This window comes from Methylobacterium sp. Leaf106, from assembly GCF_001422895.1.
Taxonomy (GTDB): Bacteria; Pseudomonadota; Alphaproteobacteria; order Rhizobiales; family Beijerinckiaceae; genus Methylobacterium; species Methylobacterium bullatum.
Window position 1 is genome coordinate 129929 of sequence record NZ_LMNB01000033.1, and the last position, 22992, is coordinate 152920.

A 22992-nucleotide genomic window follows, 5' to 3' on the forward strand; every position below is an offset into this window, starting at 1 on the left:
TCGCCCCCGACATCTCGCTTCGCGTTCTCCTCCGAACGCCCATTCGGACCCCGTTGTCATGCCGTCTGACACATCGCGCGCACCGCGCCGGTCTTCGAGCCGGCGCGGCTTCCTTCGGCTGGCCGGCGGCGCGGCGGGCGGGATCGCCACCGCCGCCCACGCCCTGGAGGCGGGCGATCCCCTCGCCATCCCCGAATGGAGCCGTACGCCCGGAGCGCCGTCCGCATCGCCGCCCTATGGCCGGCCCTCGCCCTACGAGAACCTAGGCCGGAAATCGCGGACGCCGCCGGCCTTTCCCGGCGCCTCCTCCACCGGCACGCCGCTCCAGCACCTGCACGGCATCATCACGCCCAACGGGCTGCATTTCGAGCGCCACCATGCCGGGGTGCCGGCCATCGACCCGGAGCGCCACCGGCTGGCGATCCACGGCCTCGTGGAACGGCCCCTCATCCTCACCATGGACGATCTCGTGCGGATGCCGTCGGTCTCGCGCATCCATTTCCTCGAATGCTCGGGCAACACGCCGTGGCTCGGGGCCAAGCCGGGCTGGACCCTCCAGGAAAGCCACGGCCTCCTTTCCTGCGCCGAATGGACCGGCGTGGAGTTGAGCACCCTCCTCGACGAGGTCGGGGTGAAGCCCGGCGCCGCCTGGATCCTGGCGGAGGGCGCGGACGCGGCCGGGATGAGCCGGAGCATCCCCCTCGACCTCGCGCGGGACGGCGCGATCCTGGCCTATGCCCAGAACGGCGAGCGGCTCCGCCCGGAACAGGGCTACCCGCTGCGGCTGTTCGTGCCGGGGGTCGAGGGCAATCTCAGCATCAAGTGGCTGCGCCGGCTCAAGGTCGGGGACCAGCCGTTCCAGACCCGCGAGGAGACCTCGAAATACACAGACCTGATGCCGGACGGGTCGGCGCGCCAGTTCACCTTCGTGATGGAGGCCAAATCGGTCATCACCACGCCGTCCGGCGGCGAGCAACTGCGCGCGCCCGGCTTTCGCGAGATCCGCGGCCTCGCCTGGACGGGGCGCGGCCGCATCGCGGGCGTCGAGGTCTCCACCGACGGCGGCGCGCGCTGGCAGGCGGCCGTTCTGGAGGGTCCGATCCTGCCCAGATGCCTCACGCGGTTCCGGCTCCCCTGGCGCTGGGAGGGCGGCCCGGCGCATCTCCTCAGCCGGGCCACCGACGAGACGGGCTACGTCCAGCCGCCGCGCGCGGCGCTGGTCTCGGTCCGGGGCACCCAATCCTTCTACCACAACAACGGAATCGCCGGCTGGCACATCGCCGCCGAGGGAGGCGTGAGCCATGCGGTTTAGCGGCCTCGGCCTTCTCGCCTGCCTGACGGTGACGGGCGCCGCCCTGGCGGACCCGTCCGGGCCGGTCTCCCTGTCCGGGATCGGCCGCCCCGTGACCCCGCAGACCCTGGCCCTCTGGGACATCGACGTGCGGGCCGACGGTCAGGGACTGCCCGCCGGCCATGGCAGCGTGCGCCAGGGCGAGGCCCTGTTCGGGGCGCGCTGCGCCGCCTGCCACGGGGCGCAGGGGGAGGGTGCATCCGCCGATAGGCTCGCGGGTGGCCAGGGCAGCCTCGCGACAAGCAAGCCGGTGCGGACGGTGGGAAGCTTCTGGCCCCATGCCACCACCCTGTTCGACTATATCCGCCGCGCCATGCCCTACGACGCGCCGCAATCCCTGAGCGCCGACGAGACCTACGCCCTCAGCGCCTATGTGCTGCATCTCAACGGCATCCTGCCGGAGGGGGCGGAACTCGATGCCGCCTCCCTGCCGAAGGTGCGGATGCCGAACCGGGACGGCTTCACCACGGACAGCCGCCCCGACGTGCCGGCGCGCTCCGGTCAGGCGCCTCTCACCGGGATCACCGCGCCGCGATAGCGCTCGCGGATGAAGCCGGCGACCTCCGCCGATTGCAGGAGGGAGGAGAGCGTCTGGATGCGCGCATCCTGGGCCAGGCCTTGCGTCGTCACCAGCACGTTGGCGTAGGGGTTGCCCTCCGCCCGCTCCAGGCCGAGGGAATCCTTGGCCGGGTCGAGGCCGGATTCGAGGGCGTAGTTGCCGTTGATGACCGCCAGGGCGACGTCGTCGAGGGAGCGCGGCAATTGCGGCGGCGCCACCTCGACGAAGCTGAAGGATTTCGGATTCTCGGCGATGTCGCCGGCCGTGGCGAAGGTGCCGTCGCCGCCGGGCCTGAGACGGATGAGGCCGTTCTCCTGCAGCAGCTTCAGCCCCCGGCTGAAATTGGTGACGTTGTTGGACAGGGCGATGGTCGCCCCCTTCGGCAGGTCGGCGAGGCTGCGGACGCGGCGCGAATACAGCCCGAGGGGCTCCACATGCACGCTCGCAGTCACGGCGAAGCGGACGCCGAGTTCGGCCTCCTCGCTGCGCAGATACGGCACGTGCTGGAAGAAGTTGGCGTCGGCATCGCCATCGAGAACGAGGCGGTTCGGGCGGATGTCGCCGCTGATCTCGATGATCCGCAGGGGCAGGTCCGGAGCGAGCGTGTCCAGCACGTAGGTCAGGATCTCGGCATGCGGCACCGAGGAGGCGACCACCTTGAGAGGTGTTGCGGCCCGGGCCGTGGAGGCCGTGATGAGGGCAAGGGTGCCGCCCAGCAGGGGAAGGGTGCCGCCCAGCAGGGCGCGACGGTTCAGGGGCATGGATGCTCTCTGTTCGGGAGTGCCGGGGCGAAGACCTTCGAGCCTGGCGCAGGCTCGTTCGGGCGGCCGGCTCGCGCTTGGACGAACGGGTGGCGGCGGCGGTTCGAATCGAAGACCGCGCTACCAGACCGGCTCGAGGAAACCCTTGTAGGTCCGCTCGATGTAGTCCCGCACCGGCGCCGAGCGGAAGCTGCGGATGAAGGCGGCCAGACGCGGATCGTCGCGATTGTCCGGACGGGCGACGAAGCTCAGCGTGTAGCGCCGGTCCCCGGCTCCATCGGTGATGAGGGAGGTCCTGGGGTCGCCGCCGGCGGCGATCAGGTAGGTGAAGCTGACCTGCGCCAGGGTCACGTCGTCCATCGCGCGCGGCAATTGCGCCGCTTCGAGCTCGATGATCCGCAGGTGCTTCGGATTGGCGACGATGTCGGCGACGGAGGCCTCGTCGCCGACGCCCGGCTTCAGGGTGAGCAGCTTGGCGGTTTCCAGCAGGCGCAAGCCCCGCGCCGCGTTGACGGGATCGTTGGCGATGGCCACCGAGGCGCCGTCGGGAACCGTGTCGAGGCTGGTCACCGTCTTCGAGAACAAGCCCACGGGCAGGACGATCGCGCCCTCCACGGCCACCAGCTTGTAGCCCCGCGAGCGGATGGCGCTCTGGAGGTAGGGCACGTGCTGGAACAGGTTGGCGTCGATATCGCCCGAGGCCACGGCCTCGTTGGGCGTCACCCAATCGGTGAACTCGACGATCTCGACATTCTGCCCCTGCTTGCGGGCGAGATCGGCGGCAAAGGCCAGGGTCTGCCCCACCGGTCCCGGCGTCGCTCCGATGCGCAGGGGTTTTTCCGCGAAGGCGGGGCCGGTCGCCAGAGCGAAGAGGACAGCCGCGACGCCGAGGAGGCTGCGGCGGGTACGGAGCGGGAGCATCGGGGAAGCCTGTGATCGGGGAGGGGAGAGGGAGCCGTCAGGCGGCGGAGGCGCGGGACTCGCCGCCGCCCCGGCGGAAGCGGGCGCCGGGATGGGTCGCCTTCAGGTGGGCGCCGCCCTCCGGAAACAGCTTTTCGCGGAGCGTGCCCTCGCGATACCGCGTCTTGAACGCGCCCCGGTCCTGCAGCGCGGGCACGACGAGGTCGACGAAGGCCTCGATCGTCTCGGGCGCGACGGCGCGGGTGAGGTTGAAGCCGTCGAGATCGGCCTCGTCGGCCCAGGAGAGCAGCGCGTCGGCGACGTCCGAGGGCGATCCGACGATGAAGGGAGCCCGTGCCCCGCGCGGGCCGAACTCGGCGAAGTCGGCACGGGTGAAGGAGCGTTCGCCGGGCAGCGTCAGGTTCTCGAGCAACGACTGCATGGCATTGGTCTTGACGTAGGCGAGCCCCTCATGGGCATCGAGTTCGGACAGGTCGATCCCGGTCCAGCCGGAGACGAGGGCGAGCTGGCCTTCCACGTCGAGATACCGCGCGTACTCGTCGCGCAGATCGAACGCCTCGGCGCGGGTGGGGGCGACGATCACGGTGGCCCCGAGGAACATCCGGATGTCGTAGGGATCGCGGCCCGCCTCCTTGGCCGCCTGCCGCGTAGCGCGCACGGCCTTGCCCGCGACGGCCTTGGTCTGGCCGTTGAGGAAGATGCTCTCGGCATGGCGGGCGGCGAAGAGACGTCCGCGCGACGAGGCGCCGGCCTGATAGAGCACGGGCGTCCGTTGCGGCGACGGCTCGCTGAGATGCTGCCCGTCGACCCGGTAGCTCGGCCCGTCATGGGTGACGCGGTGGACCCTGCCCGGCTGCGTGAACAGGCCGGACGCCCGGTCGCGCAGGGCCGCGCCGTCCTCCCAGCTTCCCTCCCAGAGCTTGTAGGCGGCCTCCAGGAAATCCTCGCCGGCATCGTAGCGCGCATCGTGTTCGCGGGCCTGCGGCAGGCCCATGCCGCGCGCGCCGCTCTCGAGATAGCCGGTGACCACGTTCCAGCCGATCCGACCGTTGGTGAGGTGATCGAGGGTCGAGAGCCGGCGGGTGAAGGTATAGGGGTGTTCGTAAGTGAGGTTCGCCGTCACCCCGAAGCCGAGATGCGTCGTGGCATGGGCCATCGCCGGCACCAGCAGGAACGGGTCGAGGTTCGGCGCCTGCGCCGCCCGGGCGACGGCGGTGGCCGGGCTGGCACCGTAGACGTCGTAGACCCCGACCACGTCGGCGAGGAAGATCCCGTCGAACAGGCCGCGCTCGGCGGTGCGGGCCAGCGACACCCAGTACTCGAGGGTATTGTAGCGCGCCGCCGCGTCGCGCGGGTGCCGCCACAGCCCGGCCCAGGTATGGCCCGGCGCCCCCATCTCGAAGGCGTTCAGCCTCAATTCGCGGCGTGCGCTCATGGCAGATCCAGGCAATCCGGGGCGACGATATCGTGTGATGGAGAGAGAGGCCTCGTTCACGCGATGCGCGAGGCCTTCCTACGCATGAGCCTAGCCGGTGATCCTATCCGGTCAACGAGAATGATCTTTCAACGATCATCCCTTTCAAGCATACATCGTCTATTTTACGATTAATTAGAGCATAACATCGCTAAATCGCATATCCGACCCTAATTTATACTTGTCTGCCCTGCCCGGATTGTCGATCAGGACGACCACGGGGCCGGGGGCCATCGAGCGCGAGCCCCTTCGGCGTGACGGCATCACAGGCACGGAATCGACGGAATGTCTCAGACGGAAGCGGGATGGGGCGCGGGACCGAGCGCGGGCTACGAGGCGCTCGCGGCCGGTTTCCGGCCGGTCTTCGCGCGCATCCGCGCCACCGCCATCGCCCGCGATCTCGCGCACACGCTCCCCCATGACGAGATCGGCTGGCTGAGAGAGGCGGGCTTCACCACCCTGCGCCTCGCCCGCGAGGAGGGGGGCCACGGCGCGAGCCTGCCCGAATTGTTCAACCTGTTGATCGAGTTGTCCCAGGCCGACCCCAACGTCACCAACGCCCTGCGCGCGCATTTCGGGTTCACGGAGGACATGCTGTGCTCGTCCTCACCGGAATGGCGGGCGCGCTGGACCGCCCGGATCGGCGATCGCCAGACCGTCGGCAGCGGCGTGTCCGAGACCGGCGAGGCCAAGGTCGGGCAGTTCGACACGGTCCTGCGGCCCCACGGCGGGCAATGGCTGCTCAACGGCCGGAAATTCTACACCACCGGCTCGCTCTTCGCCGACTGGATCCACGTCTCGGCCCAGGACGAGGCGGGCGCGTCCCTGGTGGCGGCCGTGCCGGTGCGGGCGCCGGGTGTCGAGATCGTCGACGATTGGGACGGTTTCGGCCAGTCGCTCACCGCCAGCGGCACGGCGATCTTCACGGACGTCCTCATCGGGCCGGAGCTGATCAAGCCCGATCCGGAGCGTTTCCCCTACGCGATGGCGTTCTTCCAGCTCGTCCATCTGGCGACTTTGGCCGGCATCGGCCGTTCGGCCGCCATCGACGTGTCGCGACTCGTGGCCGAGCGCAAGCGGGTCTACAGCCACGGCAACGGCAGCCGGGCCGGCGACGATCCCCAGATCCAACAAGTGGTCGGGCGCGTGCGCGGCGCGGCCTATGCGGCGGGCGCCATCGTCCTCAAGGCGGCGGAGGCCCTGCAGCGGACCTACGACGTTCACCGCAACGGAGAAGCGGCGGACCATGCGGCGGGCATCGCCGACATCGAGGTGAACCAGGCGGTGACGGTAGTCACCAACCTCGTTCTCGACGCCACCACGACCCTGTTCGATGCGCTCGGCGCCTCGGCGGTGAAGAGCGGGCTCGGCCTCGACCGGCACTGGCGCAACGCCCGCACCATCGCCTCGCACAATCCCCGGATCTACCGCGACCGGGCGGTGGGCGATTTCGCCGTGAACGGCACCGCCCCGCCACGCCAATACCGGGTCGGTTCGGCCTGAAGCGCCGCCTGCCAAGCAAGTCCAACGGAACGCGAGATCGAGGACAGACCCATGTCACGTCGCCGGGACACGATGCGCCTTGGTGCCTTTCTCTATCCGGGCGGTCATCACGTCGCGGCATGGCGGCATCCCTCGTCGCAGGCGGATGCGGGGATCGATCCCGCCCATTACCGGCGCCTCGCCAAAGTGGCAGAGGCGGCGAAGTTCGACCTGATCTTCCTCGCCGACGGGGTCAGCATCCGCGGCGACGATATCGACGCCCTGAGCCGCACGGCGATCCGCTATGTCGGACAATTCGAGCCGCTGACCCTGCTCTCGCATCTCTCGGCGGTGACGGAGCGCATCGGCCTCGTGGCCACCGCCTCCACCACCTACAACGAGCCGTTCCACGTGGCGCGCAAGTTCGCCTCCCTCGACCATCTCAGCGGAGGCCGGGCGGGCTGGAACCTCGTCACCTCGGCGGACCCGCGCGAGGCCTACAACTTCAGCCGCGACAGCCATCTCGCCCATGCGAGCCGCTACGCCCGCGCCGAGGAATTCGTGGACGTGGTCGCCGGGCTCTGGGACACGTTCGAGGACGATGCCTTCGTCCGCGACCGCGAGGAAGGGCGCTTCTTCGACCCGGCCAAGCTGCACGTGCTCGGCCATGAGGGCGAGCATTTCTCCGTGCGCGGGCCGCTCAACGTGCCCCGTCCGCCCCAGGGCCACCCGGTCGTCGTGCAGGCGGGCTCCTCGGAGGCCGGCAAGGCATTGGCGGCCCGAACCGCCGAGGTGATCTTCACCGCCCAGGCGACCCTGGAGGATGCGATCGCATTCTACGCCGACGTGAAGGGCCGGCTCGGCCGGCACGGCCGCGAGCCCGACGCGCTCAAGATCCTGCCGGGCGCTTTCCCGGTGGTCGGCCGCACGCAGGCCGAGGCCGAGGACAAGTACGGCGCGTTGCAGGAGCTGATCCACCCCGTCGTCGGCCGCTCGCTCCTGGAACAGCTCGCGGGACTCGACCTCTCCGGCCATCCCGACGACGCGCCCGTTCCGGAGGCCAGCGGGACGGAGGGCGGCAAGAGCCGGCAGGACCTCCTCGTCACCATCGCCCGGCGCGAAGGCCTGACCATCCGCGAGCTCTACCTGCGCATCGCCGGAGCGCGCGGCCACTGGACCCTGATCGGAACACCCGCCCGGATCGCCGACGCCCTTCAGGAGCGGTTCGAAGCTTATGGCGCCGACGGGTTCAACATCATGCCCCCGACGCTACCGGGCGGGCTCGACGATTTCGCCACCCTGGTGATCCCCGAATTGCAGCGGCGAGGCCTGTTCCGCACGGAATACGAGGGCACCACCCTGCGCGAGAATCTCGGCCTTCAGCGCCCCCGTCACCGCCGCCCCGCAGCCTCGCGGGCGCCGTAGCCCCATCTCCGCCGGCGCCGCCCGGTGAAGACCCGAGCGGCGATCTCACCCCGCCGGGCGCCGCGTGCTGGCCTCCCGCAGCCGTTCGAGGAACCGGGCGGCGAGGCGACCGCGCTCGACCGCATCGTCGCAGCCGGCGCGCAGCAGCACGCGGCGGTCGCGGCGCTCGATATGCGCGTTGACCGGCAGCAGGATCGGAGGGGCATTGACACGGAAATCCGCCGCCAGCCCCTGCGGGCCGCCGCTCAACCGCGCGATCCCGAGTTCGAGGCAACCGACCCGGAGGCGGGCCAGGGTGACGAGGGCCTCGAACGCCTCCGGCGGCGGACCGAACCGGTCGGCCACCTCGTGGCGGAGGGCCTCGACTCCGTCCGGGGTCGTGAGGCGCAGGAGCCGCGTATAGAGGCTCAGTCGCACCTCCGGCTCCGGTACGTAATCCGCAGGCACGCCGCCGGAGAGACCGATCCGGATCTCGGGGGTCCAATCCTGGGCGGTCTCCCCCTTCGCGGCCCTCAGGGCGAGATGCAGAAGGTGCTGATACAGGCCGAGCCCGATCAGCTTCACATGGCCGGCCTGGTTCTCGCCCACGAGATCGCCGGCTCCGCGCAGGTCGAGGTCGCGGGCGCTGATGGCGAAGCCCGCACCGAGCCGGTCGAGGGCCTCCAGGGTGCGCAGCCGCTTCTCCGTCGCCGGGCTGAGCGGCTTCTCCGGCTGGTGAAGCAGGTAGACGACGCCCCGGCGTTGGCCGCGCCCGACCCGGCCCCGCAGCTGGTGCAGCTGCGACAGGCCGAAACGCTCCGCGTCCCAGACCAGCATCGTGTTGGCGCGGGGCACGTCGAGGCCGCTCTCGATGATGCTGGTGGCCAGCAGCACGTCGCCCTCGCCATCGGCGAAGCGCACCATCACGTCGTCCATATCCGCCGCCTTGAGCTCGCCATGGGCGATCATCGTGCGCAGGTCGGGGACGAGCTTGGCGAGACGCTCCGCCATGGGGCCGATATCCTCGATCCGCGGGCACACGACGAAGCTCTGTCCGCCCCGGCGATGCTCGCGCAGGAGCGCGTCCCGCAGGCCATCGGCGTCGAACGGCGCGATCACCGTGCGGATGGGCTGGCGCACCGCCGGCGGCGTGGCGATGACGCTCAGGGATTGCAATCCGACGAGGGCGGATTGCAGGGTGCGGGGGATCGGCGTCGCCGTGAGCGTGAGGACGTGGCCGTCTCCCGCCGTCTTGCGCAGGGCCTCCTTCATCTTGGCCCCAAAGCGCTGCTCCTCGTCGATCACCACGAGGCCGAGATCGGAGAAGGCGACACCCTTGGCGGTGAGGCAATGGGTGCCGATGACGAGGCGGATGCTGCCGTCGGCGAGCCCCGCCTTCACGCGCTTCGCCTCGGCCGGCGAGACGAGGCGGGAGAGATGGGCGACCTCGATGCCGAACCGGGCGAAGCGCCGGGTGAAGGTCTGCACATGCTGCCGGGCCAGAACGGTGGTGGGCGCCACCACGGCCACCTGGCGACCGGCGAAGATCGCCGCAGCGGCGGCGCGCAGGGCCACTTCGGTCTTCCCGAAGCCGACATCGCCGCAGACGAGCCGGTCCATCGGCCGCCCCGAGGCGAGGTCGCCCAGGACCCCGTTCACCGCCCTCGCCTGATCGGCGGTGAGGTTGAACCCGAACCCGGCGGCGAAGCGCTCCATCTCCCGCAGCGGGGGCGACAGGACCGGCGCCTCGACCGCCCGGCGCGCCTCGGCGGCGGCGAGCATCATGCGGGCGGCTTTTGCCATGCAGGCCTCGGCTTCGAGGCGCCGACGGCCCCAGGACCCGCCCTCGAGCTTGTCGAGGGTCACCGCCTCGGCCTCCGAGCCGTAGCGCCAGATCCGGTCGGCCTGGGAGACCGGGACCATCAGGATCGCGTTCCCGGCAAAGCGCAGCCGAAGAGCGTCCTCACCGCCATCCTCTCCGGTGACGACGCGCTCCAGCCCCTCGAAGACGCAGAGACCGTTGTCGCGATCCACCGCCACGTCGCCGACGCGCAGCTCCACCTCGCCGATGGGAAGGCTCGCGACGGGCTCACCCTCGGCCGCAGCGGCGGCGCGGCTCCCGAACAGGTCGGCGGCCGCAATAACGCAGACACCCTGTCCCGGCACCCTGAACCCCGCCTCGATGGGAGCGGCCAGCGCCAGGATCGCGCCGGACCTGGCGCGGGCAACCTCCGTCCAGTTCGTCACCTTTCGTGCCTTGCGACCCAACACACGCTCGGCGACGCGGATCAGGCGACCGAGGGGCTCCTCCGGACCCGTCAGCAGGATGCGGTCGCCCGCCTCCAGGTGCCGGCGCAGGCTCTCGGCCAGGGCCGCGTTGGGGCGGGCCTTCCGCACGAAGGCCGGAATGGCGAGATCCTCGGATTCGTCCGCCGAGGCCGTAGCGACGCGGCGCGCCTCCTGAAGCGAGTCCCAGCTCCGGGGATCGAGGTAGAGCTCGCCCAAGTCGCCGTTACGACTGCCGCCGTTACGACTGCCGGTGTCCTGCCCCTCGGCGATCTGTTCGAAGAAGGCGGCGGCGCGCTCCTCGGCGCCGGTCTCCACCACGAGGCGGGCATCGGGGACGTAGTCGAGCACCGTCGTCAGGGCGGGGTAGAAGCGGGAAAGCTGGTGCTCCTGGCCGGTGAAGGGCCGCAGCCCGGTCTCGGATCCCTCGGGCAGAAGGATCTCCGTGGCCGGGTCGACGACCAGGCGCTCGGCCTCCGCCAGGGAGCGCTGGGACACCGGATCGTAGGACCGGATGGCGGTGACCCGGCCGTCCTCGTGCTCGATCCGGCAGGGGCGCGGCGCGGCGGCGGGGAACACGTCCACCGTTCGGCCCCAGATCGCGACTTCGCCGGGCTCGTCGACCCGGTCGTCGAGGATGTAGCCGAGGCGCTGCAACGTCGCGGTGATCGCGTGAGGATCGAAATCATCGCCGACCCGGATCTCGAGATGGGCGTCCGCCCAGGTCTCGGGCGGCGGAACCCGCTGGATCAGGGCAGGGGCGGTCGTCAGGACGATGTCGGGCAGGGCGGCGGCGTCCGTGAGCCAGCGCAACACGCCCGTGCGCTGCCCCATGACGCCGCGCGACGGCGAGGTCCGGTCGAAGGGCAGGCAATCCCATTCCGGGTAGATCGCGACGCTGCGATCCGGGGCCAGGGCGCGCAGGATCGCCGCGATGGCCTCCTGCCGGTGCGTCTCGCGCACCATGTGGATCAGGGGCTTGTTCAGGGCCACGAGGTCGAGGAGCGCCACGGCCAGGGCGCCGGTGGGAACGAGGGGAGCGACGACCTCTTCGGAGGCGCTGTCGGGAGACGTCCTAGTCCGGCGTTTTGCCATCGGGGAGTGCGCTGCCCATCACTGGTGTCGGGAGTCGGCAAACGTGGGCCGACGCGACTCCGCTCCGTCGAATCCCGGCCTGTCCCCAGTTTGTCGCAGACCGTACCGAGCGCGGGACGATGGGGTGGACGAGGGCGTCCTCCATGGCCGGGCGGGGCAATCCTCCCCGTTCTGGACCTATGGCTCACACAACCCTCCGCCTACGTGAATCCCGGCCGGTTTCGAGCGCGAAAGAGGGAGAATCCGGCGGATCCTCCGCCTTGGAGTAAAGCCCGTCGCATGGCGCATGAAGCCCCCCTCCGATGGCGGTCGTTTGCCCCCTCCGATGGCGGTCACTTCTGCCCGAGGATGCCGAGGATCTCGGTGCGCAGGCTCAGGAGCTTCGGGTCGTCGCGGCGGCGCGGATAGGGGGCATCCACCGCGATCTCGGTCCTGATCCGGGCTGGCCGGTCGCTCAGCACGATCACCCGCTGGGCGAGGATGAGGGCCTCCTCGACATCGTGGGTGACGAGGAGCGCCGTGAAGCGGCTCTCCTGCCAGAGCCGGACGAGTTCGCCCTGCATGGCGAGGCGGGTGAGAGCGTCGAGCTTGCCCAGGGGCTCGTCGAGGAGGAGCAGGCGCGGGTCGTTGACGAGAGCCCGGGCGAGCGCGGTGCGCTGGGCCATGCCGCCGGAGAGCTGATGCGGATAGGCCTCGGCGAAGTCGGCGAGCCCGACGAGGTCCAGCGCCTCGTCGATGCGGTGCCGATGACGGCGCAGCAACCCGCGCGCCTCCAGGCCCAGCGAGACATTCCCCCGTACCGTGCGCCAGGGATAGAGCGTCGGGTCCTGGAACACGAGGAGCCGTTCCGGATCGGGTCCGGTGATCGTCTCCCCGTCGAGGGCGAGGATACCGGATTCAGGAGGTTCGAGACCGGCGGCGAGGCGCAGCAGCGTCGACTTCCCGCAGCCCGAGGGGCCGAGCAGGGCGACGAACGAGCCCGGCGCGATGGTCAGGTCGATGTCGTCGAGGACGGGCAGGCGCGTGCCGCCGATGTCGAAAGCGTGGGAGACGCTCCTGACGGCGAGGGCTCCCCGCCGGCTGGAAGCGGAGGCGCCGGTCGGCGCTTCGAGGGTGGCCGCTACCATTGGACGAGCCCCTTCTGCCAGGACAGCACGCGGTCGCGCAGGCGGAACAGCAGGGTGATCAGGGTCGAGCACATCAGCGCCATGGCGATGAGGGCAGCGTACATATTAGCATAGGCCGCCCACCCTTGCGCCCATTGCAGGTACCAGCCGAGGCCGGATTTCACGCCAAGCATCTCGGCCACGACGAGGACCGCGAAGGAGGCGCCGAGCCCCATGAACAGGCCGACGAAGACATGGGGCAGGGCCGCCGGAATCGCGACCTTGCGGATGAGGAAGCTCTGTGAGGCGCCGAGCGTCCGGGCGACGTCGTAATAGGATTTGTTGGCCGCTGCGATCCCGGACCAGGTCAGCACCGTCACCGGGAACCCCGTCGCCAGAGCCACGAGGAAGGTGCTCGCGGACCAGGAGGAGGGGAACACGAAGAAGGCCAGCGGCAGCCAGGCGGTGGCCGGCAGCGGCCCGACGAAGCGCAGGACCGGATGGACCCAGTACCCGGCCGCGCGCGACCAGCCCACCGCCACGCCGAGAACGAAGCCGACCGCGGCCCCGATCAGGTAGCCGCCCGACAGCAGGATCAGCGAATTGACGATGCTGCCGCCCAGCTTCGGCCAATCCTCGGCGAAGACTTCGAGGATCGCCTGGGGCGGCGGGAAGAACGGCATCGGCAGCCATTCGAGCTTGGCCGTCGCCAGTTCCCAAGCAATGAAGCCGAAGGCGAGGGCGACGATCCAAGGCCCCCAATGGCGCAGGCGGGCTCCCACCCGGCCGAGGACCGGGAGCATAACGCTCGCCAGGAGGAGGACGGCCCCGTTCAGTCCGGCGCCATGGCCGAACGTGGCGGAATAGGGAAAGTCGCCGTTCTCTGGCAGAACGAGGGTCAGGCCCGCGAGGGCGAGCCAGAGGGAACTGGCGACAAGGCCGACCCACCACAGGGCAGCGAGACGGATCCGCCATGCTGAGCCGTTCGAGGACGTGTCCTCCGCATCGGCCGCCCGGCGGAAGCCGCCGCCGAACGCCCCCGTCAATGAACTCGACATGGATGCCCCTCAGCTCAGAACGTCGGCATAGACCCGGTCGGCGAACTTCGCCGTGTCGGTGGAGCGGCGGATCACGTTCACGCGCTTCAACTCGTCGCCGTAGAGGGCGATTTCCTGCTTGAGGGTGACACCCACCGGCCGGTGATCGTGGGTATGGCTGCGCAGCATCGCCGCCAGATCCTCCACAGAGCCCTTGCCGCCGTAGTTCGAGAAGATGCCGGCGGCGTCCAGCGGATCGGTGGCGACGCGGTGGCCGCCCTCCAGGATGGCGCGGGTGAGGGCGGTGGCCACCGCCCGGTCGTTGCGGATCAGACTGCCGCGCAGGGCCACGACGCAGCAGGAGCGCGTGGCGAAGATGCCCGTCAGATTGGTGGCCACTTCCGTGAAGCGCGGGTCCTTGAGCCAGATGAAGGTACGCGGGTCGGCATCGGCCAGGGCCTGGGCCTCGCCCTTCTCCACGGCGAGGTTGAGGAGATCGGCCGGGTATTGCCGCCACTCCACCTCCCGGTCGGGATCGATGCCGGCATCGGACAGCAGCAGGGCGAAGAAGTTCTTGGCCGGGCTCGCATGGTCGCTGATGGCGATGGTCTTGCCCTTCAGGGAGGCGATGTCACTGATGCCGGCGGATTTCGCGCCGAGCAGCCTCAGGCAGCCGCCATGCAGGCCAGCGGTGATCTTGACGTCGAAGCCTTGTTCGAGGGGCTTCAGCCAGCGCAGGGCCATGCCGATCCCGGCATCGGCCTTGCCGGTGGCGATGGCCTCCAGCAGGGCCTCCGTGGATCCGCCGAAATTGATGAACTCCACGTCGAGCCCATGGGCGGCGAAGATCCCCCGCTCCTTGGCGACCGGGGCGGCGGCCGTGCAGACGGCATTGGCGTTCCAGGCGAGCTTGATGGGCCGGAGCGGGCCGCTCCACGCCTCGGTGGCCGCCGCCGGCGCGCAGAGGGGACCGGGATCGAAGGGCGCGGCGGGGCCGGGAACCCAGGCACGCCCCGCCGTCGCGGTGAGGCCGAGGGGAAGGGCGGCCGCGACGGTCGCGCCCGCTCTCAGCAGGCGGCGACGGGACAGCAGGTCTTCGGTCATGGTCGTCTCCAGGACCGCGAGCGGCCCGCCTTCATGGATCGATGGAATGTCGAGGAGGCTGGCGGCGGGTCAGGCCGGGGCGTAGCTGAGATAGGCGACCATCATCTCGGCCACCGCCCGGTGGGCGTAGTCGTTGACGCTCTCTCCGCCATCGACCGGAAAGGCTTCGACGACGCGGCGGCCGCCCAGCACTTCGGACAGTTCCTCGGGCATCAGCCCGTTCTCGATGGCAGCCGCCACCGCCGCCCTGCCATAGGCGCGGCGAAAGTGCCTGGGCGCGATGGCGCCGCCGAAAGCAAATGCGGGACCGGACCCGACCGCTTCAAATCGTGTGTCGTGATAACCCATGACCATCAACCTCATTCGCCAGAATCGTCCCATGATGAGCGCCGCCGAGATCGGCGAGACACGCATTGCGGCAACGGTTGTGTTTGAGGTTGAGGCTCTTCATTTCGCCCTCGCATCGGCAACGGGCCGATAGACGTGTTGACAAGCCGAACTATAGGCGAGGGCGCGCGAAATGTGCTTCCAAATGTCCCGCGATCGGCAGGCCGGAGATCTCGCCCGACGGATGGTTCGGGAAAGTTCCTGATCCCGGCCTCGCCGCCGCGTCAGCGGGCAGCGCTCGGGGCGGGGTCGAGTACCGCCTCGTCGCGGGCGCCGACGAAGCGGCCGAACAGGCGCCCGATAAGCGCGCCGAGGCTGTCCATCAGCAGGAACACCGCCGGCACAAAGACCAGGGACAGCAGGGTCGAGACGATGAGACCGGAGATCACCGCCACCGCCATCGGCGCGCGGAACTCGCCACCGACACCGAGCGCCAACGCCGAAGGCACCATACCGGCGGCCATGGCGATGGTGGTCATCACGATGGGGCGCGCCCGCTTGCGCCCTGCATCGACGATGGCGGTGACACCATCGACGCCCCGCGCCATCTCCTCGACGGCGAAGTCCACGAGCATGATCGCGTTCTTCGTCACCAGTCCCATCAGCATCAAAATACCGATGACCACGGGCATCGAGATCGGCATGTTGAGGATGAGAAGGCCGAGGATCGCCCCCCCGATGGAGAGGGGCAAGGAGAACAGAATAGTGAGCGGTTGCAGGAAGTTGCCGAACAGCAGCACCAGCACGGCGTAGACCATCATGATCCCGGCTCCCATGGCGAGGAGGAAGCCCGAGAAGACCTCGCCCATGATCTCGGCATCGCCGGTCTGGCGGATGGTGACGCCCGGCGGCAGCGACTTCGCGGTCGGCGTCTCCAGGGCCTGGGCGATGAGGGAGCCCAGGGCGTCCGACCCCTCCATGTTGGCCTCCACCGCCACGCGGATCACGCGGTCGTAGCGCTCGATGGCGCCGGGGCCCTGGTCGAGTTCGATGTCGGCCACGGCGGCGAGGGGGACCGCGGTGCCGTTCTTGGCCGGAACCTTGAGATTCTCCAGGCGCGAGACCGCGCCCCGCGCGCTCTCGGGCAATTGAACCCGAATCGGAATTTGGCGGTCGGCGGCGTTGAACTTGGCGAGATTCAAACCGATGTCGCCAATGGTGCCGACCCGCACCGTCTCGGCGATGGTGTCGGTGGAGACGCCGAGATCGGCGGCCGAGCCCTCCTTGGGGCGGATCCGAACCTCCGTACGGTTGAGGGGAGCGGTGGACATCACCGAGACGAGGTGGGGTATCGCCGCCATGTCGCGCTGGAGCCGGGCGGCCACCTCGGTCACCACCTTGGCATCGGGGCCGCCGACCACCAAGGCGAGGTCGCGCTGGCCGGAATCGCGCAGGAACCAGGAGCGGATATCGGGCTCCTCGGCGATAAGGGCGGAAATGTCGGTCTCCACGGCCGCCTGCTTCTTCGCGCGGCCGTTCTTCGGGGTGAGGTTGACGATGAGGGTGGCGAGCCGCGTTTCCTTCTTGCCGCCGATCTGGCGTCCGCCATCGACGAAGACCGAGGTGACTTCCGGCAGGGAGCGGATGCGGGCGACGAGGCGGTCGGACACGGCGATCGTGTCGGGCAGCCGGGCGCCGGGGGCGAGTTCCACCATGAAGAGGGTTCGGGCGTTGTCCTGCTTCGGCACGAAGCCCGAGGGCAGCAACCCGGTGGAGGCCAGCGACGCGGCAAAGAGCGCGAGGCCGACGATCAGCGTGATCACCCGGTGGCGCACGGACCAGCCCACCAGCCGGCCATAGGCGCGCATCACCCATCCCTCACGCTCATCGTGGTGGCCGTGGTCGCGCAGGAAGTAGGCTGCGAGCATCGGCGTGATCAGCCGCGCCACCAGCAGCGACATGAACACCGAGACGGCAATGGTAAGCCCGAACTGCATGAAGTAGCGACCGGCGATGCCGCCCATGAACGAGACCGGTGCGAACACCGCGATGAGCGTCGCGGTGATGGCGATGACGGCGAGCCCGATCTCGTCGGCGCCTTCGAGGGCGGCGCGATAGGCGGATTTCCCCATCCGCATGTGCCGAACGATGTTCTCGATCTCGACGATGGCGTCGTCCACCAGAATGCCGGTAACGAGGGTAATGGCCAGCAGGCTGATGCCGTTGAGGGTGAAACCCATCGCGTCCATGGCCCAGAAGGTTGGGAAGACCGAGAGCGGTAGAGCGACGGCGGCGATGAGGGTGGCGCGCCAGTCGCGCAGGAACAGGAACACCACGATGACGGCGAGCACGGCGCCCTCGATCAGCGTGTGCATGGCCGAATCGTAGCTGCCGATGGTGGCCGAGACCGAGGAATCGATCGTCTCGAATTCGAGGTCCGGATAGGTCCGGCGGAACTCCGCGATCCGCTTCTCGACGCCCGCCGCCACTTCGGCGTCGCTGGCGCCCGAGCCGCGCGACACCGCGAAGGCCACCACCGGCTCGCCGTTGAAGCGGGCGAAGGTGCGCGGCTCCTCGATGGCGTCCTGCACCAGGGCGAGATCGTCGAGACGCACCTTGCGGCCGCCGGCGAGGACGATGGAGGTCGCCTTGAGATCGCGCACGGTGCGGGAGGCGGCCAGCGTCCGGATCGACTGCTCGCGCCCGCCGACCTCGCCGCGCCCGCCCGCCATGTCAGCAGAGGTGAGGCGCAGCTGGCGGTTGACCTCCGCAGCGGTGATGCTCAGCGCCAGGAGACGGTCGGGCTGGAGCACAACTCGCATTTCGCGGGCGACGCCGCCCACGCGCTCGACGCCGCCGACGCCCTTCACCCCCTGGAGCGTGCGGGCGATCTTGTCCTCCACCAGCCAGGACAGCTCGGCGGGGGTCATGGCCGGCGCCTTCACCCCGTAGATCAGGATCGGCAGGCCCGCGATCTCCACGCGGCTGATTACCGGCTCGTCGATGGTACGGGGCAGGTTGATGCGGATCTTGGAGACCGCGTCCTTCACGTCGTTAACGGCGCGGTCGGTGTTCACCTCAAGGCGAAACTCGACCGTGGTCACGGACGAGCCCTCGGTGATGGCCGAGGTGATGTGCTTCACCCCGCGCACGCCGGCAATCGAATCCTCGACCCACTTCGTGACCTGGGTCTGCAACTCGGAGGGCGCCGCCCCCGACTGCGTGATCGCCACGGAAACGATGGGAACATCGATGTTGGGCATCCGCGTGACCGGCAGCCCCCGGAAGCTGACAAGGCCGAGCACGATCAGGACGAGGAACAGGACCAGCGGGCCGATCGGCTTGCGGATCGCCCAGGCGGAGATGTTGAGGCGCATCGCGGCAACCCGTTCTGATGGTGCGGGAGGGGGGGAAGGCAGGCGCAAGCCCTAGGGCTGGCCCGCCTCCGCGGTCTCCTTGCGCGACGGAGCGGTCACCATGGCCGGTGCCGATAGCGCGACGGGGACGGCGCGGACCCGGTCGCCGTCGCGCAGGAAGCTGCCGGCGCGCGCGACCACGGCCTCGCCTTCGGCAAGACCGGCCCGGATCTCTATGTCGTCGTCGTCGGAGAGGCCAGCGCGGACCTCGCGTGCCTCAACGACCCCGTCCGTCACCACAAGGACGCTGCTACGCTTCGGCCCGCCATAGAGGACGGAGGCCTGGGGCACGGTTACGCCGCGGGTCCGGGCGATCTCGATGGCGCCACGGGCGAAGGTGCCGATGCGCAGGCGGGGATCGGGATCGAGCCGGACGCGGACCTTGCCGAGGCGGCTCGCCCTGTCGACTTCCGGATAGACCGCGCGCACGCTGCCCCGCACCCGCTCACCATTGGGGAGCTCCATTGAGGCGGGCGTGCCCTCGCGCAGCAGCGGCAGCTTGGTCTCGATGACCTCGCCTTCGAGTTCGATCTCGCCGCGCGCGATCAACCGGAACAGGGGCTCGGTGGAGGACGAGGCGGCCATGCCCACGCGGGCGACGCGGCGGCTGACGATCCCGGCCTCGGGTGCACGGATCTCGGTGCGGGCGAGACGCAGATCGAGTTCGTCGCGCAAGGCCCTCGCCTGGGCGAGCTCTGCCCTGGCGATGACGAGGCCGTTGCGGGCGAAGGCGAGCTTGCCTTCGGCCTGGCGCAGGGTGGAGATGCGTCCCTCCATGATCACTGCCGTGCCGTTGCCGCTCTGCATGAGTTGCTTCGCCCGGTCGTGGGAGAGGCGCGCCTCCATCTCGGCGGCTTGCGCCTGCTCGATGCTGCTCTGAGCCTGCGGCACGACGGCGGCGGCCTTGTCGACGACGGCGTTCTGCTGAGCGATCTGGCGGTCGATGAGGTCGCGCGAGAGCCGGGCGAGGACTTGACCGCTCTCCACGCGCATACCCTCTTCGACCAGGACTTCGGTCACCCGATAGCCCTCGATCTCGGGGGTCACCAGGATCTCGTCGCGGGGGACGAGAGTTCCGGTAACGACGACCTGCTCGACGATCTCGCGGCGCCGGGCCTCGACGGTGCTCACTGCCGGCGCCAGTCTGACCGGGGTGGGCGTCACTTCGGCGATGACCGACCCCGAGGGCAGGCCGAGGCCGAGGATGAGGATCGCGGGACGGACGACCTTGAGGACGGCACTCATCGGCGGCTCTCCAAGCCGGTTCGTGATGGATGACCGGGGGAGGCGAGCAGGGCGCCGGATTCCGATTCGAGTGACGCCGTCGGTAGCCGTCCGGCCAAACCCGCTTCGATCAGAGCACACAGATGCGCCACGGCTGGGGCCGGATCGAAGGCCGGTCGGAGGGCCAGGTTGACGAGGATGCCCTTCATCAGCGGATTCAGCGTCTCGTCGTAGAGGGCGGCGGCATCGCAGGCCGGCGAGGTGGCCAGGGACGCGAGGGTCTCGACGAACCAGAGGCGGGCCTCGGTCTCGCCCCGATCGATCATGGCGGCGATGTCGGGATTGCGGGTAGCTTCGGACCAGAGATCGACGCGCAGGACCGCACTCTCGCGGGTCGCCTGGGCGAAGTAGCGTTCGAGGATCCTCATCAGGGCGCCGCGGCGATCGCCGGCCCGCTCCATTTCCTCGACGAGGGTCATGCCATGCCCGCGCTCACGCTCGGCGAGCCCGAGGACCACGGCCTCCTTCGACTTGAAGTAGTGGTAGATGTTGCCGGCCGTCATGCCGGCCTGGCGCGCAAGATCCTGCATCGTCGTCCGATGGAAACCGTTCCGCACGAAACAGGTCTCGGCGGCATCGAGGATGTCCTGGCGCCTGGCCGAGGGGCCGGACTTCACTGCGATGGCGGCACCGGCGCTCACGATGCCGACCTCCCGTCCGCGCCGAGACTAGAACCTTCCGGTTGGGTCATTCCGCAGGACCGTGCCTGCCAGGACCAGAATTGCTCGGCGTGATCGGCGCAGACGCGCGCCTGCCAACCGTCGGAGCCCGCACCGGTCCAGCCAAGGAAAGCGAGCCAACCAACCAGGATCAGCAGCCCCGGCAGAAGGGTTGACGGCCCACAGGCGGAACGGATCGAAGCCAGGACGCGCCCGGCATCCCACCCGCGCGGCGCGTCGGCATCGTCATAGCAACTGAACTCGCCCATGCCGCCCTCCCGTTGCCTCAATATCTATTGAACGTTCATTCACGAGTCAATGAACGATCATTCAATGACTGTCGTGGTGTATGCAATGGTCCACCTCGACAGGGCGGGCGGCGCGCCTATTTTACAGGCGATGCGCCTCATCATCCTGACCGCCGCCGTGCTCTCGCTCTCAGCCCTGTCGGCACGCGCCGATTCCTGCGGTGATCTCATCGACAGCGTGGTCGCGGAAACGAAAGCCACGCTCGTCAATCGCACCATCGATTTCGCCGAGATGTCGGCGACAGGCGGGATGACGCTGACGCTCGCCTGCGGTGACCCGTCAGCGGTCGGCGTGCAGTTCAAGGGCGAGACGCCCGGGGATGCCTATTACGACCTGTTCGGCCGGGCCGGGCGGATCGCCACCGGCATCGGGGCCGACCTGATCGAGGCGGCCGCGCGACGCGCCCGCGAGCAGGCGGTCGTCACCCGACACAGTCACGCAGACGCGGCGACAGCCCTCGTCACGTGCTCGGTGATGAACGGAAGCCGCGGACCGATGACCGGATGCGCCGTGGTAGACAAGCGCGACCGCTAAGATTTCCTCCGGCGGCCGGGTCGTGTCCTTGGACGTGGTGTAGCTTGAGGAGGGCCACCACCATCGGCTTGGGCCGGAAGGATCAGGCTGCAAGTGTCGGCAGGCTGAGGAGAGGATCATTGCTGATCGCGAGATATTCTACCGGGTCGTGGAGCGTTGACTGTGCTCGATGACCCGGTTGTCAATCCACCCCAGCAGGACGCGCCAACTAGCCTGCCGTGAGAAGGCCGGTTTGCGGGGAGAGATCAGGCCGAGGCGCCGGCGGAAGAATCGAACAGGAAATCATCGGCGGCCGGGACCGTGACGGACAGGCCCGAACCGTAGGCGGCCTTCGACAGGCGCCATGGACGATCGACCTGCGCGCGGATGGCCTCAGACGGACGCAGGCGCCGTAATGCGCTATCCTCTCCCAATTCCTCCACGGTGAGAAAGCCATAGACCTGCAGACGGGCAGCGATCAGCTTGGTCTCGCGGTCACCGGCCGCGACCGCGAGCGTCCCGCTAGCATAGACCGCATCCATGAGCGCGCGCTGGTCCACACGCCTCGCGGCGAGGGAGGGCGAGACGACAGGAGCCTGGGGCTGGGGCCTACCAGGACGCCGGAAAGGAACCACGTTGTCGATCGCCGTGTGAACGCTACGCATACACCGTTACCTTTGAAACCACACGTGGGGACCAGCGAACGCCGCTGTGGCCCCAACGATCGCTAGGTTTCGACGAGTCGGATTAATGGGCGGTTTACGGTAAACGCCGGGCTTGTCTCGAAGGATCACCCACTGCCTGCGGAGCAGGGAGACGGATCGCATGCCGCGCGCCTGTCGCCGCCCTGTGACGATGCCCTACCGCAGGGATTGCCGCCAGCTCAGCGGAATCGAGGGCGCCGCCGAATTGATACTTTCCTTGTAGATCGGCACGATGAGCCGCAGCCAGCCGCGTGTCTCGCGGCCACCATAATTGCGCTCGGCCACGTCTCGGGTGACGTAGGCCTGGACGTTCACCGGCCCGAAATTGTAGCCGACGAGGCCGCCCACCGCGACCTGACCCTGGCGGCGATAGCCCGGGAAACGCGTGGGCAGATCCGTGGAGGCAAAGGCCACAGGGCCGACCTCCCACTTTCCGAACTTCTTCGTCGCAGTGAGATCGAGGTTGAGATAGTCGGGATAGACTACGCCCTGCGCGGTCACCGGATCGACGAAGACCCCGTAGAGCAGATTGGCGGTGACGTTGAAACCGTTGCCACTATACGTCGCGGCAAAACGGTGGCTCAGCGACGCGTTCTGAGTCAGGAAACTCGTCTCAATCGGTAGGTATCCGCCGAAGAGATAGCTCACCCCGATATCGTTGCCGAGATTCCAGGCGAGCTGGGCGGCGAGCAGAGGCTGGCCGATACCACTCTGGTAGGGCGTGCCGCGCGGGCTCGATGCCACAACTGGCTGGATCGCCACGAGGTTGAGCCGCGCGCCCAGCAGGCTCCACGGCGTCGCCCAGAGGAAGGTAGGCAAGTTGATGTTCGATTCGGAATCGAACGGTCGGGTGTTGCGGATGCCGAAGCTTGACGTGTTGACGAAATAGAGGCCGACGGGGAGCTGGGCGCCGACCGGAAGGCCGACCGTCTGCCCGGGTTGCGCCGCCGAACCGGCCTGGGCCGGCCCGGAGGCGAGGGTCGTCAGGCCGAGGCCGACGCACAGGGTGAGACCGAGCGTGGAGGCTGCGTAGCGAAAACCGTGAATCATCCAGTGCCTCTTCCGGGAGCGCGACAGGGAAAGCGCCGCATTCGAGCAAGCTCTCCCTCATCGACGCACCAGCACCGGATCCCATTCCCTCCGTCCCTCAATCGTAGCGGCGTTGTCACCCAAAGGTCACATTTGCATAGCCCGCCGTTC

The 22992-nt window shown here is 69.1% G+C and carries 20 protein-coding genes; 6 read left to right on the top strand and 14 right to left on the bottom strand.

The window, feature by feature from the left end; genetic code table 11:
* Positions 1 to 58: 58 nt before the first annotated feature.
* Both soxC and ASF34_RS18265 read left to right on the top strand, forming a co-directional pair.
* A complete protein-coding gene (gene soxC / locus ASF34_RS18260) occupies positions 59 to 1312 on the top strand; it encodes a sulfite dehydrogenase (protein ID WP_056163241.1) in 1254 nt (417 codons plus the stop codon).
* Positions 1302 to 1889, top strand: coding sequence for a c-type cytochrome (locus ASF34_RS18265; protein ID WP_056163244.1), 588 nt, complete (start codon positions 1302 to 1304; stop codon positions 1887 to 1889). The genes soxC and ASF34_RS18265 overlap by 11 nt, the downstream gene beginning before the upstream one ends.
* Here ASF34_RS18265 and ASF34_RS18270 read toward each other — a convergent pair.
* From ASF34_RS18270 to ASF34_RS18280, 3 genes are all read right to left on the bottom strand, one after another.
* Positions 1853 to 2671, bottom strand: coding sequence for a MetQ/NlpA family ABC transporter substrate-binding protein (locus ASF34_RS18270; protein WP_082494225.1), 819 nt, complete (start codon positions 2669 to 2671; stop codon positions 1853 to 1855). The genes ASF34_RS18265 and ASF34_RS18270 overlap by 37 nt on opposite strands.
* Before the next feature lie 120 nt (positions 2672 to 2791).
* Positions 2792 to 3592 carry a MetQ/NlpA family ABC transporter substrate-binding protein gene (locus tag ASF34_RS18275; RefSeq protein WP_056163247.1) on the bottom strand — a complete coding sequence of 267 codons (801 nt, stop codon included), beginning with the start codon at positions 3590 to 3592 and terminating at the stop codon, positions 2792 to 2794.
* A gap of 37 nt (positions 3593 to 3629) precedes the next feature.
* Positions 3630 to 5027 carry an LLM class flavin-dependent oxidoreductase gene (locus ASF34_RS18280; RefSeq protein ID WP_056163250.1) on the bottom strand — a complete coding sequence of 466 codons (1398 nt, stop codon included), beginning with the start codon at positions 5025 to 5027 and terminating at the stop codon, positions 3630 to 3632.
* A 324-nt stretch (positions 5028 to 5351) separates the two neighbouring features.
* Here ASF34_RS18280 and ASF34_RS18285 point away from each other — a divergent pair, with 324 nt between their 5' ends.
* Positions 5352 to 6569, top strand: a complete 1218-nt coding sequence (locus ASF34_RS18285) for an acyl-CoA dehydrogenase family protein (protein ID WP_056163253.1) — start codon at positions 5352 to 5354, stop codon at positions 6567 to 6569.
* A gap of 51 nt (positions 6570 to 6620) precedes the next feature.
* On the top strand, positions 6621 to 7973 hold the full coding sequence (locus ASF34_RS18290; RefSeq protein ID WP_056163256.1) for an LLM class flavin-dependent oxidoreductase: 1353 nt from the start codon (positions 6621 to 6623) through the stop codon (positions 7971 to 7973).
* A 45-nt stretch (positions 7974 to 8018) separates the two neighbouring features.
* On the opposite strand, the gene ASF34_RS18295 is transcribed toward ASF34_RS18290, so the two are convergent.
* From ASF34_RS18295 to ASF34_RS18315, 5 genes are all read right to left on the bottom strand, one after another.
* Positions 8019 to 11333, bottom strand: coding sequence for a DEAD/DEAH box helicase (locus ASF34_RS18295; protein ID WP_056163259.1), 3315 nt, complete (start codon positions 11331 to 11333; stop codon positions 8019 to 8021).
* A gap of 332 nt (positions 11334 to 11665) precedes the next feature.
* A complete protein-coding gene (locus ASF34_RS18300) occupies positions 11666 to 12460 on the bottom strand; it encodes an ABC transporter ATP-binding protein (protein WP_056163262.1) in 795 nt (264 codons plus the stop codon).
* Positions 12454 to 13497, bottom strand: coding sequence for an ABC transporter permease (locus ASF34_RS18305; protein WP_156465771.1), 1044 nt, complete (start codon positions 13495 to 13497; stop codon positions 12454 to 12456). Before ASF34_RS18305 ends, ASF34_RS18300 begins: the two co-directional genes overlap by 7 nt.
* A 9-nt stretch (positions 13498 to 13506) precedes the next feature.
* Entirely contained in the window at positions 13507 to 14580 is a 1074-nt protein-coding gene (locus ASF34_RS18310; protein ID WP_056163265.1) for an ABC transporter substrate-binding protein, read from the bottom strand.
* A gap of 69 nt (positions 14581 to 14649) precedes the next feature.
* Positions 14650 to 14928, bottom strand: coding sequence for a hypothetical protein (locus tag ASF34_RS18315; protein WP_043764538.1), 279 nt, complete (start codon positions 14926 to 14928; stop codon positions 14650 to 14652).
* On the opposite strand from ASF34_RS18315, the gene ASF34_RS23670 reads away from it, so the two are divergent.
* Positions 14927 to 15061 (top strand): hypothetical protein, encoded by a 135-nt coding sequence (locus tag ASF34_RS23670; protein ID WP_274533766.1) that lies wholly within the window; start codon positions 14927 to 14929, stop codon positions 15059 to 15061. The two genes, ASF34_RS18315 and ASF34_RS23670, sit on opposite strands and share 2 nt — an antisense overlap.
* Positions 15062 to 15191: 130 nt before the next feature.
* Here the strand turns inward: ASF34_RS23670 and ASF34_RS18320 are convergent, their stop codons facing one another.
* From ASF34_RS18320 to ASF34_RS18335, 4 genes are read right to left on the bottom strand one after another with little or no spacing between them, the layout of a single operon-like run.
* Positions 15192 to 18284 carry an efflux RND transporter permease subunit gene (locus ASF34_RS18320; RefSeq protein WP_056163268.1) on the bottom strand — a complete coding sequence of 1031 codons (3093 nt, stop codon included), beginning with the start codon at positions 18282 to 18284 and terminating at the stop codon, positions 15192 to 15194.
* Positions 18285 to 18335: 51 nt separating this feature from the next.
* On the bottom strand, positions 18336 to 19568 hold the full coding sequence (locus ASF34_RS18325) for an efflux RND transporter periplasmic adaptor subunit (RefSeq protein ID WP_056163271.1): 1233 nt from the start codon (positions 19566 to 19568) through the stop codon (positions 18336 to 18338).
* Entirely contained in the window at positions 19565 to 20248 is a 684-nt protein-coding gene (locus ASF34_RS18330; protein WP_056163275.1) for a TetR/AcrR family transcriptional regulator, read from the bottom strand. The genes ASF34_RS18325 and ASF34_RS18330 overlap by 4 nt, the downstream gene beginning before the upstream one ends.
* Positions 20245 to 20535 (bottom strand): hypothetical protein, encoded by a 291-nt coding sequence (locus tag ASF34_RS18335; RefSeq protein WP_056163278.1) that lies wholly within the window; start codon positions 20533 to 20535, stop codon positions 20245 to 20247. The genes ASF34_RS18330 and ASF34_RS18335 overlap by 4 nt, the downstream gene beginning before the upstream one ends.
* Positions 20536 to 20599: 64 nt before the next feature.
* Here ASF34_RS18335 and ASF34_RS18340 point away from each other — a divergent pair, with 64 nt between their 5' ends.
* Entirely contained in the window at positions 20600 to 21109 is a 510-nt protein-coding gene (locus ASF34_RS18340; protein WP_244479043.1) for a hypothetical protein, read from the top strand.
* A 245-nt stretch (positions 21110 to 21354) separates the two neighbouring features.
* Here ASF34_RS18340 and ASF34_RS18345 read toward each other — a convergent pair whose 3' ends face one another.
* Both ASF34_RS18345 and ASF34_RS18350 read right to left on the bottom strand, forming a co-directional pair.
* Complete coding sequence (locus tag ASF34_RS18345; RefSeq protein WP_026175835.1) at positions 21355 to 21753, bottom strand: hypothetical protein; 399 nt, start codon at positions 21751 to 21753, stop codon at positions 21355 to 21357.
* Between the two features lie 195 nt (positions 21754 to 21948).
* Positions 21949 to 22842 (bottom strand): transporter, encoded by an 894-nt coding sequence (locus ASF34_RS18350; protein ID WP_056163284.1) that lies wholly within the window; start codon positions 22840 to 22842, stop codon positions 21949 to 21951.
* Between the last annotated feature and the right edge of the window lie 150 nt (positions 22843 to 22992).